The sequence below is a fragment of the Streptomyces sp. SID9727 genome (genome assembly GCF_010550605.1).
GTDB lineage: Bacteria > Actinomycetota > Actinomycetes > Streptomycetales > Streptomycetaceae > Streptomyces.
This window is the reverse complement of the sequence record NZ_JAAGNI010000123.1, coordinates 1-16614: the sequence shown is the minus strand read 5'-3', so window position 1 is coordinate 16614 and position 16614 is coordinate 1. Positions and strand designations below refer to the sequence as shown.

At 71.3% G+C, this 16614-nt stretch carries 11 protein-coding genes and 1 pseudogene; 5 read left to right on the top strand and 7 right to left on the bottom strand.

Annotated features, from left to right (window positions below; genetic code table 11):
* Window positions 1-79: 79 nt before the first annotated feature.
* A complete protein-coding gene (locus tag G3I41_RS07605; protein ID WP_164399536.1) occupies window positions 80-850 on the bottom strand; it encodes an ABC transporter ATP-binding protein in 771 nt (256 codons plus the stop codon).
* Window positions 843-1721 carry an ABC transporter permease gene (locus G3I41_RS07600; protein WP_343242083.1) on the bottom strand — a complete coding sequence of 293 codons (879 nt, stop codon included), beginning with the start codon at window positions 1719-1721 and terminating at the stop codon, window positions 843-845. Before G3I41_RS07600 ends, G3I41_RS07605 begins: the two co-directional genes overlap by 8 nt.
* Before the next feature lie 218 nt (window positions 1722-1939).
* Between G3I41_RS07600 and G3I41_RS07595 the strand changes: the two genes are divergently transcribed.
* The 5 genes from G3I41_RS07595 (at window position 1940) to G3I41_RS07575 (ending at window position 9698) form a co-directional block, all read left to right on the top strand.
* A complete protein-coding gene (locus G3I41_RS07595; RefSeq protein ID WP_164399534.1) occupies window positions 1940-2563 on the top strand; it encodes a TetR/AcrR family transcriptional regulator in 624 nt (207 codons plus the stop codon).
* Window positions 2564-2768: 205 nt separating this feature from the next.
* Window positions 2769-6302: a bifunctional glycosyltransferase family 2 protein/CDP-glycerol:glycerophosphate glycerophosphotransferase gene (locus G3I41_RS07590; protein WP_164399533.1), complete on the top strand. Its 3534-nt coding sequence runs from the start codon at window positions 2769-2771 to the stop codon at window positions 6300-6302.
* A gap of 144 nt (window positions 6303-6446) precedes the next feature.
* A complete protein-coding gene (locus G3I41_RS07585) occupies window positions 6447-7676 on the top strand; it encodes a glycosyltransferase family 39 protein (RefSeq protein WP_239081517.1) in 1230 nt (409 codons plus the stop codon).
* A gap of 62 nt (window positions 7677-7738) precedes the next feature.
* Window positions 7739-9253 carry a bifunctional glycosyltransferase/class I SAM-dependent methyltransferase gene (locus G3I41_RS07580; RefSeq protein WP_164399532.1) on the top strand — a complete coding sequence of 505 codons (1515 nt, stop codon included), beginning with the start codon at window positions 7739-7741 and terminating at the stop codon, window positions 9251-9253.
* Between the two features lie 70 nt (window positions 9254-9323).
* Window positions 9324-9698: an EamA family transporter gene (locus G3I41_RS07575; RefSeq protein ID WP_202532935.1), complete on the top strand. Its 375-nt coding sequence runs from the start codon at window positions 9324-9326 to the stop codon at window positions 9696-9698.
* A gap of 62 nt (window positions 9699-9760) precedes the next feature.
* On the opposite strand, the gene G3I41_RS07570 is transcribed toward G3I41_RS07575, so the two are convergent.
* The 5 genes and pseudogenes from G3I41_RS07570 to G3I41_RS07550 all read right to left on the bottom strand — a co-directional run.
* Entirely contained in the window at window positions 9761-11917 is a 2157-nt protein-coding gene (locus G3I41_RS07570; protein WP_164399531.1) for a bifunctional glycosyltransferase family 2 protein/CDP-glycerol:glycerophosphate glycerophosphotransferase, read from the bottom strand.
* A gap of 310 nt (window positions 11918-12227) precedes the next feature.
* Entirely contained in the window at window positions 12228-13103 is an 876-nt protein-coding gene (locus G3I41_RS07565; protein ID WP_164399530.1) for a carbohydrate ABC transporter permease, read from the bottom strand.
* A complete protein-coding gene (locus tag G3I41_RS07560) occupies window positions 13100-14515 on the bottom strand; it encodes a sugar ABC transporter permease (RefSeq protein ID WP_164399529.1) in 1416 nt (471 codons plus the stop codon). Before G3I41_RS07560 ends, G3I41_RS07565 begins: the two co-directional genes overlap by 4 nt.
* Before the next feature lie 4 nt (window positions 14516-14519).
* A complete protein-coding gene (locus G3I41_RS07555; RefSeq protein ID WP_203600461.1) occupies window positions 14520-15890 on the bottom strand; it encodes an ABC transporter substrate-binding protein in 1371 nt (456 codons plus the stop codon).
* A 283-nt stretch (window positions 15891-16173) separates the two neighbouring features.
* Window positions 16174-16614: pseudogene (locus G3I41_RS07550) on the bottom strand (hypothetical protein); the annotation flags it as partial.

The following is a 16614-nucleotide window of genomic DNA, read 5'->3' as shown; positions in this document are numbered from 1 at the left end:
CTGGGGAAGTGCGGCAGGTCTCATGTCGCCGGGAGGGCTCCATGGAGCCCTCCCGGCGACATGAGGGCAGCTTTTTTGCCTACCGCTTCTTCGTGAAGCGTTCGTACTCCGCCATGACGTCCTTCGCCGGGCCGTCCATGCGGAGGGTCCCGGACTCCAGCCACAGCGCCCGGTCGCAGGTTTCGGTGATCGACTTGTTGTGGTGACTCACCAGGAACACCGTGCCTGCCTGTTCGCGCAGTTCGAGGATTCTGGCCTTGCTGCGTTGCTGGAAGCGGGCGTCGCCGGTGGAGAGGGCCTCGTCGATCAGCAGGACGTCGTGGTTCTTGGCGGCGGCGATGGAGAAGCGGAGGCGGGCGCCCATCCCGGAGGAGTACGTGCGCATCGGCAGGGTGATGAAGTCGCCCTTGTCGTTGATGCCGGAGAACTCCACGATGCCGTCGTAGCGCTCCCGGATCTCCTCGCGGCTCATGCCCATGGCGAGGCCGCCGAGCATCACGTTGCGCTCGCCGGTCAGGTCGCTCATCAGGGCGGCGTTGACCCCGAGCAGCGAGGGCTGGCCATGGGTGTGGACGCGGCCCTTCGCGGTCGGGAGCAGGCCCGCGATGGCCTTCAGCAGGGTGGACTTGCCCGAGCCGTTGGAGCCGATCAGCCCGATCGCCTCCCCCTTGTACGCGGCGAAGCTGACGCCCCTGACGGCGTGCACCTCGCGTACGCCCGGGGCCTGCCGGCGCGAGGCGATCCGGCTCAGCGCGGAGGTGGCGCTGCCCCGGCCGGTGCGGGCGCCGTTGACCTTGTACGTGATGTGGACGTCGTCCACGACGACGGTGGGCACCCGGGAATCAGCCACGTCCGTAACTCTCCTCGGCCTTCCAGAAGTAGACGAATCCGCCCGCGCCGCAGACCAGGGCCCAGCCGGCGGCGACCGCCCAGACGTGCGGGGGCAGCTGGTTCCCGCCGAAGCTGTCGATGAGCGCGAACCTCACCAGGTCGATGAAGACGGCCGCCGGGTTCAGTTCGAGCGCCAGCTTCACCCAGTCCGGCACCCGGTCGCCGCGCAGCATCGTGTCCATGCTCCACATCACGCCCGAGGCGTACATCCAGGTGCGCAGCACGAACGGGGTGAGCTGGGCGATGTCCGGGGTGCGCGCGGCGAGGCGGGCCATGGCCATCGAGATCCCGGTGTTGAAGACGGCCTGGAGGGCGAGGGCCGGCACCGCCAGCAGCCAGGCCGGCTGCGGGTACTGCCCGAAGGCCAGCAGGATCAGGACCAGCGCGCCCAGCGAGAAGAGCAGCTGCTGGAGCTGTTGCAGGGCGAGCGCGATCGGCAGCGAGGCGCGCGGGAAGTGCAGCGCCCGTACGAGGCCGATGTTGCCGCTGATCGCGCGGGTGCCGGCGGTGATCGAGGAACTGGTGAAGGTCCAGATGAAGACGCCCGTGACCAGGAACGGGACGAAGTCCGGCACGCCGTGCTTCGTCTTCATCAGGATGCCGAAGATGAAGTAGTAGACCGTCGCGTTGAGCAGCGGGGTCATGATCTGCCAGATCTGGCCCAGCTTCGCCTGGCTGTACTGGGCGGTGAGCTTGGCCGTGGCGAAGGCCGTGATGAAGTGCCGCCGCCCCCACAGCTGCCGTACGTACGCGGGCAGCGTGGGCCGCGCGCCGCTCACGGTCAGCCCGTGCCGGGCGGCGAGCGCGGCGAGCTCGCCGAAGCCGTACACGGGCGGGGAGAGGGGCGGCGGGCTGTCTGCCGGGGCCGGGGCTGTTGTCTGGCTCACCACGATCGCTTTCGACGGGAGGCGGGCAGGCGGGGGCACGGCGTACGGGCGGAGAAGGACGCGCCCGACGACGGGACGGGACCGTATCGTCGCAACGCCGAGGGTAGGACGTACTCACGTCGGAACGCAACCGTTTCGTCGTCGCGGACTATGATTCGGCCATGACCACCGACCCCGGAAGCCGCCGCCGAGCCCCGGCGGGAGCCGCCGTCCTGCGCGAGGACGTGACCGACGCCATCCGCAGCGCGGTGTTCGCGGAGCTCGCGGCGGTCGGGTTCGCCCGGATGTCCATCGAGGGCATCGCCCGCCGCGCCGGTGTCGGCAAGACCGCCGTCTACCGGCGCTGGAAGTCCAAGCTGCACCTGGTCCTGGACCTGGTCTCGGCCGTCGCCGCCCAAGGCATGCCCGCCCCCGCCACCGGCTCCCTGTACGGGGACGTGCGCGCCGTCCTCGAACTCGCCTCGTACGCCCTGCGCCACCCGCTGGCCTCGCAGGTCATCCCGGACCTGCTGGTCGAGGCCGCCCGGAACCCGGAGATCTCCGACGCCATCAAGGCCGCCCTGCTCGACCCGCAGCAGGGCGTCGCCGCCGTGGTCGTCCGGGACGCCGTCGCACGCGGCGAGCTGCCGCCCGGCAGTGACCCCGACCGCGCCCTCGACCTGATCGTCGGGCCGCTCTACTGGCGGCTCGCGGTGGTCCGCGGCGAGGTGCCCCCGGGGTATCTGGACGACCTCGCGGCTGCGGCGGTGGCGGCGCTCACACACGCCCCGGACCCCGCCCGATGACGGCCCGCGGGGGTGCGCCAGCGTGCTTGTAGGGGTCACCCTTCGATCGGTTAATCTGGTGGGCGGGCCGCCCACCGGGCCTTCCGGAGCATGTGCACGGGGCGAGCACGGTGCAGGCGTAGTCACTCGTTCGGGACCGTAACCGGTGACCCCGACCGCCCCTGCGGTTGAGCCCTACGGATAGCCAGGCCCTTGATGAACGGACGTGCTCAACATGCCGCCACGGCTCAGTGTCGTTGTCCCCGTCTACAACGTGGAACTCTTCCTGACGGACTGTCTGAAGTCCCTCGCGGAGCAGACCATGACCGACCTCGAGGTGGTGATGGTCGACGACGGGTCCACCGACGGCAGCGCCGCGCTGGCCGCCGAGTTCGCCGCGAGCGACGACCGCTTCAAGCTGGTCACGCAGGAGAACGGCGGACTGGGGCACGCCCGTAACACCGGGTTCCGCAACTGCGACCCGGAGAGCCGTTACCTGGCCTTCTGCGACAGCGACGACATCATCCCGCCGGACGCCTACCAGCTGCTGGTCGAATCGCTGGAGGAGACCGGCTCGGACCTGGCGTCCGGCAACGTCCTGCGGCTGCGCGCCGGCGGCAAGCTCGTGCAGTCGCCGATGTTCCGCAAGCCGATGGCCACCACGCGCAAGCGCACCCACATCTCCCGCGACTGGGACCTCTTCAGCGACCGGATCGCCTGCAACAAGGTGTTCCGCCGCTCCTTCTGGGACAAGCACGAACTCGCCTTCCCGGTCGGGACGCTGTACGAGGACGCCCCCGTCGTGCTGCCCGCCCACTTCCTCGCCGGCTCGGTGGACATCCTCAAGGACCCCGTCTACTACTGGCGCGACCGTCCCGGCTCCATCACCGCCAGCCGGGCCGTCGTCCGCGGTGTCCGCGACCGTGCCACGCACGTGCAGGGCGTCTCGGTGTTCCTGGCCCAGAACCGGCCGGGCGAGGCCAAGAACCGCTACGACGCGTACGCCCTGGCCAACGACCTCTGGTACTTCATGGAGGTCCTGCCGGACGGCGACCAGGAGTACCGGGACGCGTTCCTGACGCACACCAACGAGTTCATCGACCAGGTCGACCCCTCGGTGCTCGACGGGCTGCCGCTGCGCCTGCGGGTGATGTGGTACCTGGTGCGCGAGCACCGCATGGACGAGCTGATCGCGCTGCTCCTCCAGGAGAAGCGGGAGCCCGGCGCGTTCGAGGTCAGCGGCATGCGCAAGCGCGTGGCCCACTACCCCGTGCTCACCCGGCCCGTGCCCGCGCCCGTGGCGCGCGTCGCCGACCGCGACCTGCCGCTCGCCGCCCGGCTGCGCGACGCCCAGTGGCGCGACGGCAAGCTGCACCTCAGCGGCTACGCGTACATCCGCAACCTGCCGGTCACCTCCGGGGCCGGCGAGTTCCGGATCGGCTGGCTGCGCGCCGGACGGCGCCATGTCGTCCCGCTCCGGCTGCGCCGCACCGACGAGCCCGAGGCCACCGCCCGCTCGCGGCAGAGCCTGCACGACTACCACCGCGCCGGCTTCGAGACCACCGTCGACGCCTCCAAGCTGCGCGTCCAGGCGGACAGCGGCCCCAAGCAGCTCACCTTCCAGTTCCAGGTCGGGATCGCCCGGGGCGGCCTGCTGCGCCGCGCCTTCCCCTCGGTCCGCGAGGCGTCCGTCGCGCCTCCCGTCCACCGCCCCGACGGCGACCACCGCATCGTCCCCGCCTTCGAGGGCGACAAGCTGGTGCTGCACTCCGAGCGCGTCGACGCCCGCTTCGAGACCCACGGGCCCGGCGACCGGTCCGGCACCGTCAAGGTGACCGGTGTGGTCCGCGCCCGCCTCGTCAAGGACGAGCTGACGCTGGTCCTGACGCACGGCGCCACCAAGACCACCGTCGAGGTGCCCGTCACCGTGGGCTCCGGCGCCGGTGCCGGCTGGAGCCGCTTCACCGCCGAGCTGCCGCTCGCCGCCGTCGAGGAGAGCCGCCCCGCCGACGAGGACGCCCCGAAGAGCGTCGCGTACAGCGTCCACCTCGTCGGCACGGGCCTGAAGGCGTCGCTCGACGCGCCCGGCTCGGTCCACCCCGGCCGCTACCCGCTCGCCGCGGGGCCGGACGGTGCCCGCCGCGAGCTGGCCCTCGTCGCCAGCGCGCGCGGCAACCTGGTGATCAGCGACCGCCCCGTGCAGCCCGCCGTCGAGCTGGCCAGCTGGACGGACGACGGCAGGCTGTTCCTGGAGGGCACCTTCCCCGAGGACCCGGAGCACCCGGTCGAGCTGGTCGTGCAGAACAGCGCGCACCGCGAGGAGCAGGTCTTCCCGGTCGAGTTCACCGGACCCGAGGGCGCCCGCCGCTTCCGCGCCGAGCTGCGGCCGGACGCCGTGGAGGGACCGGGCGGCGCCGTGCCGCTCGGCGAGGGCAACTGGTACTTCTTCTTCCGGGTCAAGGGCGCCGCCGACGAGAGCGGCGACCGCGCGCTGCGGATCCCCGCCTCCGCCTTCCACACCCTGCCCGCCACCCGCTCGCTCGGCGGCCGCGACTACACCCTGGAGCGCCGCTTCGGCGACCAGCTCCTCGTGGTCTCCGGCTCCGTGCTCAGCGCCGCCGAGCGCGGCCCGCGCGCCAAGCGCCTGCTGAGCGAGGCGTACGCGGCACAGCGCTCGGAGCCGCTGCGCGCCGCCGCGCTCTACAGCGCCTTCGACGGCCGCCAGTACTCGGACTCGCCGCGCGCCGTCTACGAGGAGCTGGTGCGCCGGGGCACCGAGGTGGAGCACATCTGGGTCGTCCGCGACCAGCAGGCGATCGCCCCCGAGGGCACCACCGCCGTCGAGCACGACTCGGCCGCCTGGCACGAGGCCCTGGCCCGCAGCCGCTACGTCATCACCAACACGCAGCTGCCCGAGTGGTTCGTGCGCCGCGAGGACCAGACCGTCGTCCAGACCTGGCACGGCACCCCGCTCAAGCGCATCGGCCTCGAACTCGCGGGCACCGCCCAGGCGAACGCCGGGTACATCGCGACCCTCGCCGAGCGGGCCCGGCAGTGGAACTTCCTGGTCTCGCCGAACACGTTCTCCACGCCCGTCCTGCGCCGTTCGTTCGGCTTCGAGGGCGAGGTGCTGGAGTGCGGCTACCCGCGCAACGACATCTTCCACGCCCCGGACCGCGCCAAGGTCGCCGCCGCGGTACGGGAGAAGCTGGGCATCCCGGCCGGCAAGCGCGTCGTCCTGTACGCGCCGACGTGGCGCGAGGACCAGCGCCTCGGCGGCGGGCGCTACTCCTTGGGCCTCCAGCTCGACCTGGCCGCCGCCGAACGCGAACTCGGCGAGGACACCGTGCTCCTGGTGCGCCGTCACTACATGGTCACGGACCGGCTCCCGGACAGCGGCACGGGCTTCGTCAAGGACGTCTCGCGCTACCCGGACGTCGGCGAACTCATGCTCATCAGCGACGCCCTGGTCACCGACTACTCCTCGCTGATGTTCGACTTCGCCCAGACCGGGCGGCCGATGCTGTTCCACACGTACGACCTGGAGCACTACCGCGACACGCTGCGCGGGTTCAGCTTCGACTTCGAGAAGCGGGCGCCCGGACCCCTGATCCCGGGCTCCGACGACCTGATCGCCGCGCTGAAGGACCCGGAGGGGGCCATCGCCGGACACGCCAAGGCGTACGAGCAGTTCCGGCACGACTTCTGCGACCTGGACGACGGCCGGGCCACCGCCCGTGTGGTCGACCGCATGCTGTAGTCGCCCGTGGTGGCACCCCGATGCCCGGCCGGTCCGCACCGGCCGGGCATCGGCGTCTTCCGGGCGCCACATCGCCCAGGGTTTACGCCACGGTGACGATTCGGTGCATCGCATAGCGTCGCCGCCTTGCTACGTTCTGCTTTCATGGGTATCCGAATGTGGGGCGAAACGGACGTGCGGCGGGCCAGGGCCGCCGTGCTCGTCGCGGCGACCGCGGGCCTCCTCACCCGCATGATCATCGCGGCCAACTCGCCCGGCCCCGCCGACGTGCGGATCTTCGCGGGGTTCGCCAAGGCCATCACCGGGTACGGCCCCGTCCGCATCTACGCGCACCCGCTGCCCGGGCTCCCCGTCTACAACCACCCCCCGCTGGCCGGGTGGATGCTGCTGGGCCTCGACCGCCTCACCGAACTCGGCTTCTCCTTCGCCACGCTGATCCGCTTCCCCGCGTCGGCCGCCGACTTCGCCTGCGCGGTCCTCGTGTTCGAGATCGTCCGCCGCCGCGCCACCCCGCGTACCGCGATGCTCTGCGGAATCGGGGTCGCCGTCAGCCCGGTGCTCCTCGCGACCTCCGGCTACCACGGCAACACCGACGCCGTCGCCGTCGCCTTCGCGCTGGCCGCCGCCCACCTCCTGGCCGACCGGAAGGCGCCGCTCGCCGCGGGCGTCGCGGCGGCCCTCTCGATCAGCGTCAAGTTCATCCCGATCGTGGTGATCCCGGCCCTCTTCGTGGCCGCGCTGCGCGGCGGGCGGCCGGTCCTGGTCCGCTTCGGCGCCGGGTTCGCCGGGGTCACCGCGCTCGTGTGGGGCCCGGCGCTGCTGACCGTGCCCCTGGACCTGGTGCACAACGTCCTGGAGTACGCGGGCGGCCGGTACCGGCTGTGGGGGCTGGTGCGCTTCGCGGACGCCCTCGGACTGCCCGAGCCGGTCATCGCCTTCATGCAGGGCGGCGGCCACTTCCTCTTCGTCCTGGTGTGCGTGGCCGCGGGCGCACGCCTCGCCTGGCTGCGGCCCGCCGAGGCGCCCGGGGTCGTCGCCGTCACGCTGGGGCTGCTCCTCGTCCTGTCCACCGCGTCCGGACTCCAGTACCTGACCTGGGCCGCCGCCGGGATGTTCGTGCTCGGCCCGGTCGAAGGGTTCGCGTACAGCGCGGTCGTCGGCCTGGTCGCCGTCCTCGGCTACAGCGGCCGGTCCGCCGTGCGCTGGAGCGAGCCCGTGCTGTTCCTCGGCGCCGCCGGCTGGTTCGTCCTGGCGGCGGGCCTGGTCACCGGCGTCCGCCGGCTCCTCGCCACGCCCCCGGACGCCCTCCCCGCCGAGCGGGCACCGATCTCCGCACCCCGTACGGAACACCGCTCCCGCTCCACCGTCGACTGACCCCGCAACGCCCCTGTCCCCGACCCCGGCACCGCACCCCGAGCGCAACTGGAGAACGCCCCGTGAAGGAAAGCCCGAGCCCCAGGATCGGCATCCTGGTGGTCGCGTACAACGCGGAGACAACGCTGGAGAAGACCCTCGACCGGATCCCGGAGGACTTCCGGTCGCGGATCGACGAGATCCTCATCCTCGACGACGCGAGTCACGACGCCACCTTCACGGCGGGCTGCCGCTGGTCGCAGGCCGAGGGCATGCCCCGTACCGTCGTGATGCGGCACACCAAGAACCTCGGCTACGGCGGCAACCAGAAGGCCGGATACGCCCTGGCCGCCGAGCACGGACTCGACATCATCGTGCTGCTGCACGGCGACGGGCAGTACGCCCCCGAGCTGCTCCCCGACATGGTCGCGCCCATCGAACGCGGCGAGTGCGAAGCCGTGTTCGGGTCGCGGATGATGACGTCCGGCAGCGCCCTCAAGGGCGGCATGCCGATGTACAAGTGGCTCGGCAACCGCATCCTCACCCGGCTGGAGAACGGCCTCCTGGGCTCGGATCTGACCGAGTTCCACTCCGGCTACCGCGCGTACAGCGTCGCCGCTCTCAAGCGGCTGCCCGTCGACCGGAACACGGACGCCTTCGACTTCGACACCCAGATCATCGTGCAGCTGCTGCACGCGGGCATGCGGATCAAGGAGATCCCCGTCCCCACGTACTACGGCGACGAGATCTGCTACGTCAACGGCATGAAGTACGCCAAGGACGTCGTCAAGGACGTCCTCGAATACCGGCTCGCCGTCAAGGGGTTCGGGACCTGCCGGTGGATCCCCAAGCCCGTCGAGTACGCCTTCAAGGAGGGCGACGGCTCCTCGCACGCGGTCATCCTGGAGAAGATGCGCGCGCTGCCCCCCGGCCGCGTCCTGGACCTGGGCTGCTCCGGCGGGCTGTTCGCCGAGCGGCTGGAGTCCCTGGGCCACGAGGTGACCGGCGTCGACTACGTCGAGGTGCCCGGGGTCCGCGACCGGTGCAGCCACTTCCACCTCGCCAACCTGGAGGAAGGGCTGCCCGCCGAGGCCGGGAGCGGCTTCGACTACGTGGTGGCCGGTGACGTCATCGAGCACCTGTCCCACCCCGAGCGCCTCCTCGCCGAGGCGGCCGCCGCGCTGCGGCCGGGCGGACGGATGCTGCTGTCCGTTCCCAACTTCAGCCACTGGTACTCCCGGCTGCGGGTCGCCCTCGGCGCCTTCGACTACGACCGCCGGGGCATCCTCGACGAGACGCATCTGCGCTTCTTCACCCGGGCCAGCCTCCGCCGGACCGTGCGCGCCGCCGGCTACGACGTCCTCGAACTCTCCTCCACCGGCGCGCCGTTCTGGTCGCTGCTCGGCCGGGGCCCGCTCGCCGCCGTGCTCGGCGGGGCGTCGAAACTGCTGACCCGTGTCCGGCCGACCCTGTTCGGCTATCAGCACGTCGCCCTGCTCACCCCGCACGCGGCCGAGACGATCATCGCTGGAGAGCACGTCGATGTACAGGACATCCTCAACCGACAGTACGTCCCCGCCGACCGGGTCGGTGTCTGAGGCACCCCGCCCCGGACCCGCGCCCGTCCGGGCGCCCGAACCGCCCGTTCCCGCAGTCAGGAGCAAGTCCTTGACCCTCCCCAGTGTGCTGCTGCTCCTGTTCGCCGTGTTCTCGTCGGCGGGCGGCCAGATCATGCTCAAGCACGGGATGAAGGGTGCCGCGGCCGCCGCCGGGCGCGACGGCGGTTCCGTCGCCCTGCGGGCCGCGGGCAGCCCGTGGGTCGTGTTCGGGCTGCTGGTGTTCGCGGTGTCCGCGCTCGCCTGGATGACGACGCTGGCCAAGGTGCCGCTCTCCGTCGCGTACCCCTTCAACGCGCTCGGCTACCTGCTGATCGTGCTGGCCGGGGCGACCGTGCTGCACGAGCGGACCTCGCTGTGGACCTGGGGCGGCTCGCTGCTCGTGGTGGTCGGCCTGATCACGGTCATGGCCGGTCAGCAAGGCTAGGAGCGGTACGCCGAGGGCCCGCACCGGAACACTTCGGTGCGGGCCCCTCGGCGTCGTACGGTCTAGGACTCCTCGCCCAGGAGCACGCGGCGCACCACGCGCTCGGCGGCTCGGCCGTCGTCGTACGGGCAGAACCGTTCCTTGAACGCCTTCAGCAGCGCCTCGTTCTCCGGGCTGTTCCAGCTGCCGTCGGTGAAGATCGCCGCCAGCTCGTCCGTGTTCGTGGCCACGGCACCGGGCGTCTCGCCCGGCTTCCCGGACAGCAGGTCGAAGACGACACCGCGGACCGTGCGGTACGTGTCCCAGTCCGGGGCGAGGATCACGATCGGGCGGCCCAGGTGGGCGTAGTCGAACATCAGCGAGGAGTAGTCGGTGACCAGCGCGTCCGCGGCCAGGCACAGGTCCTCGACGCGCGGATACGTGGAGACGTCGATGACCGACGCGTTCTCCGGGAGACCCGAGCCGCCGTAGAAGTAGTGCGCGCGCATGAGGATCACGGTGTCCGGACCGACGGCCGCGCAGAACCGGTCCAGGTCCAGGCGGTTGGTGAAGCCCGACTCGTAGTCGCGGTGCGTCGGCGCGTAGAGCACGGCGCGCTGCCCGGGGCGGATGCCCAGGTCCTCGCGGATCTTGGCGATCTGCTCCTCGGTGGCCGTCGCGAACACGTCGTTGCGCGGGTAGCCCGTCTCCAGCGGACGTGCCGCGCTCGGGTAGGCGCGGGACCACACCTCGGTGGAGTGCGGGTTGGAGGAGACGCTCCAGTCCCAGCGGTCCACGCGCTTGAGCAGCCGGTCGAAGTTGAGCCCCTGGGCGGCGGCCGGGTAGTTCTGCTGGTCCATGCCCATGATCTTCAGCGGGGTGCCGTGGTGGGTCATGACATGGATCTGGCCGGGACGCTTGACCAGGTGGTCCGGGAAGTTCACGTTGTTGAAGAAGTACGTGGCACGGGCCAGCACCGACCAGTAGCGGCGGGTCCCGGGCACCACGTAGTCGATGCCCTTGGGCACCGAGTCCACGTTCTTCTTCGACACCACCCACACGCCGTGGATGTCGGGCGCCAGCTCCTTCGCCTTGCGGTAGATCGCCTCGGGGTTGCAGCTGACGCCGCGGTTCCAGTAAGCGGCGTACACGGCCAGCTTGGGGTCCAGGGGCAGCTTGCGCTGCGCCTTGTAGTAGCGCTTGGTGAACTGCTTCTTCGCCTTCGCCCGGGCCGTGGTGGGCGCGGCGCGCAGGCTGCGGCGGGTGGCGAGCGCGGTGTCCAGGGCGCCGAGCGCGGTGTACTTGCCGCCGCCCATCAGCTGCGGGCGCAGCCCCTTGGTGCCGCCGGGGAAGGTGAAGCCCTCCGGGCGGTGCGCGCCGTGGAACGCGCCGACCGCGCCGACGTACTGCCGACGGCGCTTGGTCACCGTCGGGTACGCGGTCAGCAGCTCCTGCACGGCACGGTCGAAGAGGAGGCCGCGCACGTCCTTCAGGGCCGGGCGCGCCTCCACGAAGGTCATCAGCGCGTCGTACGCCTCGACCAGCTCCAGCGGGGTCGAGCCGGTCCGGGGCTCCACGTCGTCCACGAGGCCGGGCAGGTAGCGCTGCTGGCGGTGCTCGACGCAGGCGGTGCCCAGCGTGGCCACCGAGGCGGCGACGGCGACGGTCGCCAGCGCGTACATCCGCTCGCCGTGCGGGCCCGGGCCGAAGGTCAGGGTCTCGCGCTCCAGCAGGGCGCGGCGGACCGCGCGGTTCCAGGAGACCGGGGCGATGTCCAGCAGGTCCGGGCGCTTCGCCAGGGTGAACGGGCCCTCCGGCATGGCGGCCAGCTTCTGCAGGGACCGCGTCGAGCGGACCTTGCCGCGGAAGGGGCGCTTCTGGTGGCCGAACAGCAGCACGTCCGGGTCGCCGGTGGCGTCCAGCCGGTCCGCGACGGCCTGGAGCGCGCCGGGCAGGAGGACGTAGTAGCCCTCCAGGAACAGGACGTACTCCCCGGCGGCCTCCTCCATCCCGGCATTGCGGCGGCCGTGCGCCCCGGCGCCGGGCTCCAGGTGCACGGCCCGGACGCGGCTGTCGCGCGCGGCGAACTCGTCCAGGACCAGGCCCGAGCCGTCCGGCGCCCCGTCGTCGACCCCGATGACCTCGATGTCCGTGAACGACTGGGAGAGCACCGACTCCAGGCACTCGCGCAGACTTCCTCGGGCGCGACGGACGGGGATGATGACACTCAGCCGGGGCATACGGACTCTTTCTCGGACTGTGCGTACTGGGAGAGCACACAGCGTACTGGGGCGGGCTCCGCGGGGCGGGTCAGGGGGCGGGCAGGCGTACGAAGGCCGAAGAGACGGGCGCGTCGGGCCTGTGAGCGGTCGACCGCGCGGCTGATGAAGGCCCCACTTATCATACTACCCAGGACAGTAAGTGAACCTTGGGCAATACGGGGCGTACAGGCCCATGGCGGGCGCCCCGGATACCCGCGGTCCGGGGCACCGCACGCGTGCGGGGCACCCCCGCCGGCCGGCCGGAATGCCCCGCGCTGTCACGGACCCGCTACTTGACCGCCCCCGCCATCACGCCGGAGACGAACTGGCGCTGGAAGGCGAAGAACACCGCGAGCGGAATCACCATCGAGACGAAGGCGCCGGGCGCCAGCACGTCGATGTTGTTGCCGAACTGGCGCACCTGCTGCTGGAGCGCCACCGTGATCGGCGGTGAACCGGAATCCGCGAAGATCAGCGCGACCAGCATGTCGTTCCAGACCCAGAGGAACTGGAAGATCCCGAGCGAGGCGATCGCCGGACCGCCCAGCGGCATCACGACCCGGGTGAAGAGGCGTATCTCGCCCGCCCCGTCCAGCCGCGCCGCCTCCAGGAGTTCACGGGGGATCTCCGCGAAGAAGTTGCGCAGCAGGAAGATCGCGAACGGGAGCCCGAACGCGGTGTGGAAGAGGACCACACCGAGCGTCGTCTCGAAGATCCCGATCTCGCCGAACAGCTTCGACACGGGGATCAGCGCCACCTGGACGGGGACCACCAGCAACCCCACGACCAGCAGGAACCACCAGTCACGGCCGGGGAAGTCCATCCAGGCGAACGCGTATCCCGCGAACGAGCCGATCACCACGACCAGGACCGTGGACGGCACGGTGATCATGACCGTGGAGAGCAGCGAGTCCGTGATCGCCGAATTGTCGAGCAGCCGGGAGTAGTTGTCGACGGTCAGCTCGGAGGGGGCGGTGAAGACCTGCCACCAGCCGGTCGACGCGATCTTGTCCGGGCTGCGCAGCGAGGACAGCAGCAGCCCGACCGTCGGCATCAGCCAGAACAGGGCCACCAGGACCAGGAAGACCCGCATCACGCCGCCGGCGGCCCGCGCCGCGAGCCGCGCGCCCACCGACCGGGTCGCCGTTGCCGAGGGTGTCGTCATCGGCGCCCCTCCTTCCGTATCCGCCTGATGTTGAAGAGCATCACCGGGATCACCAGCAGCAGCAGGAGTACGGCGATGGCGCTGCCGACCCCGAGGTCCGCGTCCGTGCCGAACGAGGACCGGTACAGCTGGAACGCCAGCACGTTGGCGTCGTCCTGGGTCGAGCCGGGCGCGATGATGAACACCAGGTCGAAGATCTTCAGCACGTTGATCATCAGCGTGACCAGCACCACCGCGAGGACCGGAGCGAGCATCGGCACGGTGATCCGGCGGAACACCTGCCACTCGTTGGCCCCGTCCACCCGGGCGGCTTCGAGGAGTTCACGCGGCAGACCGGCCAGGCCCGCCGCGATCAGCACCATCGCGAAGCCCGCCCACATCCACACGTAGCTCCCGATGATCCCGGGCGTCACGAGCGTCGGGCCGAGCCAGTTCACGCCGTTGTACGGCTCCCTGAAGTTGGCGGCCGGGAGCCGCAGTTCGGCACCGTCCGCCGAGGCGGGCAGCGTGAACGTGCCATCCGCCCCGGCCTTGGCGGTCGCGACCACCTCGCCGTTCTTGACGGCCTCCACCTTCAGGCCCTTGAGCCCGAGCTCCTCGGCGTCGACGACGTTGGGTTTCCCGCCGCCGCCCTTGGTGAAGTCCAGCCAGGCGGTGCCGGTGATCCCGCCGTCCGCGGCCGCCGCCGGGGTCTTCGCCGGTTCCGCGTCGCCCGGCATCTTCGCCGGGAGCACCCCGACCAGGGGGAGCCGGACCGGCTGCCCGGCGTGCACGGCCGTCTTCGTCACGAAGGCCCCGCCGCCCGCCGCCTTCAACGGGGCCACGGGAAGCGGATGCGCCTTCGGGAAGCCCGAGGACTCGGCGAACGTGTCGTGCACGCCCACCCACACCGCGTTGGCGACCCCGCGCTCCGGCGCCGCGTCGTACACCAGCCGGAAGATGATGCCCGCCGCCAGCATGGAGATCGCCATCGGCATGAAGACGACCAGCTTGAAGGCCGTGCCCCAGCGGATCCGCTCCGTGAGCACCGCGAAGATCAGCCCGAGCGCGGTGGAGACCGTCGGTGCGAAGACCACCCAGATCGCGTTGTTCTTGACCGCCGTACGGATGGTGTCGTCCGTGAACAGCGTCTTGTAGTTGTCGAAGCCGGCGAAGCCCGTACCCGCCTGGTCGAAGAACGACCGGTAGACGGAGTACACGATCGGGTACACCACCAGCGCCCCGAGCAGCACCAGTGCCGGCAGCAGGAAGAGCGCCGCGACCACCTTGCGGGTGCCGGTCACACTCCGGGGCGCGCGCCCCGGGGAGCCGGCCGGAGGGGCCTTCCTGGGGGCGGGCACCTTGGGCCCGCCGGACCGTTGTCCGTCGGCGGGGAGCGCCTCGTCGGCGCCCCCCGCTGCCGCTGTCGTCATCCCGTCAGCTCTTGTACGCCTTGGCCGCTTCGGACTCCAGCTTCGCTTGAGTCCCCGCGATGTCCTTCGGGTTCTTCAGGAAGTCCTGCAGGATCTTCCACTCGCCCTTGCCGGGCGTCCCGCCGAACGACTGCGGCGCCTGGTCGGACATGTCGAACCGGACGGCGTCCCCGGCCGCGATCAGCGCCTTCGCCATCGTGCGCTGCACGTCGTTCGGGTACGCGGCGGCGTCCAGGCCCTTGTTCGGCGAGATGAACCCGCCCTGCGAGGCCGCGATCTTCGCCGCGTCCGTGGAGGCGAGCCAGGTCAGCAGCGCCTGGGCGCCCTTGCCGTCCTTCAGCGCGATCGCCGCGTCGCCCCCGGTCACCACGGGCGACTGGGCGCCGACCGCGGGGAACGGGAAGACCTTGGCGTCCGTGCCGATCTTCGCCTTCGTCTGCGCGATGTTGACGCCGACGAAGTCGCCCTCGTAGACCATGGCGGCCTTGGGCTGGTCGCCGCCGGTGAAGGTCTGGGTGACCGACGCGGGGAACTCGGTCTGGAGCGCGCCGTCCGCGCCGCCCGCGATCAGGGAGGGCTTGCCGAACAGCTGGGCCAGCGTGGTCAGCGCGTCCTTGACGGACGGGTCCGTCCACTTGATCTCGTGCTGGGCGAGCTGGTCGTACTTCTCCGGGCCCGCCTGCGACAGGTACACGTTCTCGAACCAGTCGGTCAGCGTCCAGCCGTCCGCGCCGCCGACCGAGACCGGGGTGACACCCGAGGCGGACACCGTCTCGGAGGTCGTCAGGAAGTCCTTCCAGGTCTTCGGCTCGCTCGCGCCCGCGTTCTCGAACGCCTTGGTGTTGTACCAGACCAGCGACTTGTTGGCGGCCTTGAAATACACCCCGTACTGGGTGCCGTCCACCGCGCCGAGATCCTGCCAGACCTGCGCGTAGTTCTTGCTCAGCTGAGCCTTCGCCTCGGCGCCGACCGGCTTGGCCCACTTCTTCGCCACGGCCTGCTGGACCGCCCCGACCTGCGGGATCATCGCGACGTCCGGCGGCTGGCCGCCCGCGATCTTCGTACCGAGGAAGTTGACGATCGGGTCCTGCGCCGGGACGAACGTCACCGTCGCGCCGGTCCGCTTCTCGAACTCCTTGAGGACCTTGACGAAGTTGGCCTGTTCCGGACCCGTCCAGACCGCGGCGACAGAGAGCTTCTCACCGTCCAGTTTCGGTAAGGCGACACTCGGCGTGGAGCCCTTGCCCGTCGTGGAGCCGCCTTCGTCCGTCTTCTTGTCTCCGCCGTCACCGTCGCCGCCGCAGCCGGTGAGGGCCAGTGCGCCGATGGCGGTGAACACCACGGCCGCTCTCCGCATCCGTAGGGTTGTGCGCATTCCTGCCCCGTCTCTCTGTCCGCGCGCGCCCACCGGGCGCCGGGTCGGGAAGCCAGCGCTGCCGGTCGAGCGTCACGTCGTCGTGTGCGCACAGTCCTATGCCCGGCATCCCGGTGCCGCAATACCGCCCCCGGCCCCACATCCTTGATCGTGATGCCCTCGTGACGTGGGGTCAGTGCCGGTATCCGGCTATGGCGGGACGATCGGGCCGCCATGGCCGGATAACCGCCCGAGGGCTTTCGAGGGCGGCTCCGGCGCGACTCGGGCGGGACTGGGCGGGCTTTCAGGTGGACAGGGGCGCGAGGGGTTGTGCGTTGACCGAACGCGCCGCCCGTTCCAGGGCGCTGGCGAGCAGCGCGAGGTCCGTCGGCCCGTTGCCCAGCTCGCGGACCGGGCGGCGGGTGGGCGGGTCGCCCATCCGCTCCCACTCCAGCGGGACGACCGTCGGCCGCAGCGTCGCCGTACGCGGGATGCGGCCGGTCACCCTGCCGCCCTGGAACGGCGTCACCCGCCCGTCCGGATGCCCCAGCCGCCCCCGGCCCGGCGCCGGTTCGTCCGGCGACGGCGGGACCGCGGGCGGATCGAGCACGATGCGCAGCCGCGCGCCGCGGGCCAGTTCCGTGTCCTCCGTGCGGTCGGGGCGGGCCGAGGCGGCGACCAGGTGGACGCCCAGTCGGCCGCCATCCCGGGCCACCGCCTCCAGCGCCCGCACCACCGAACCGGC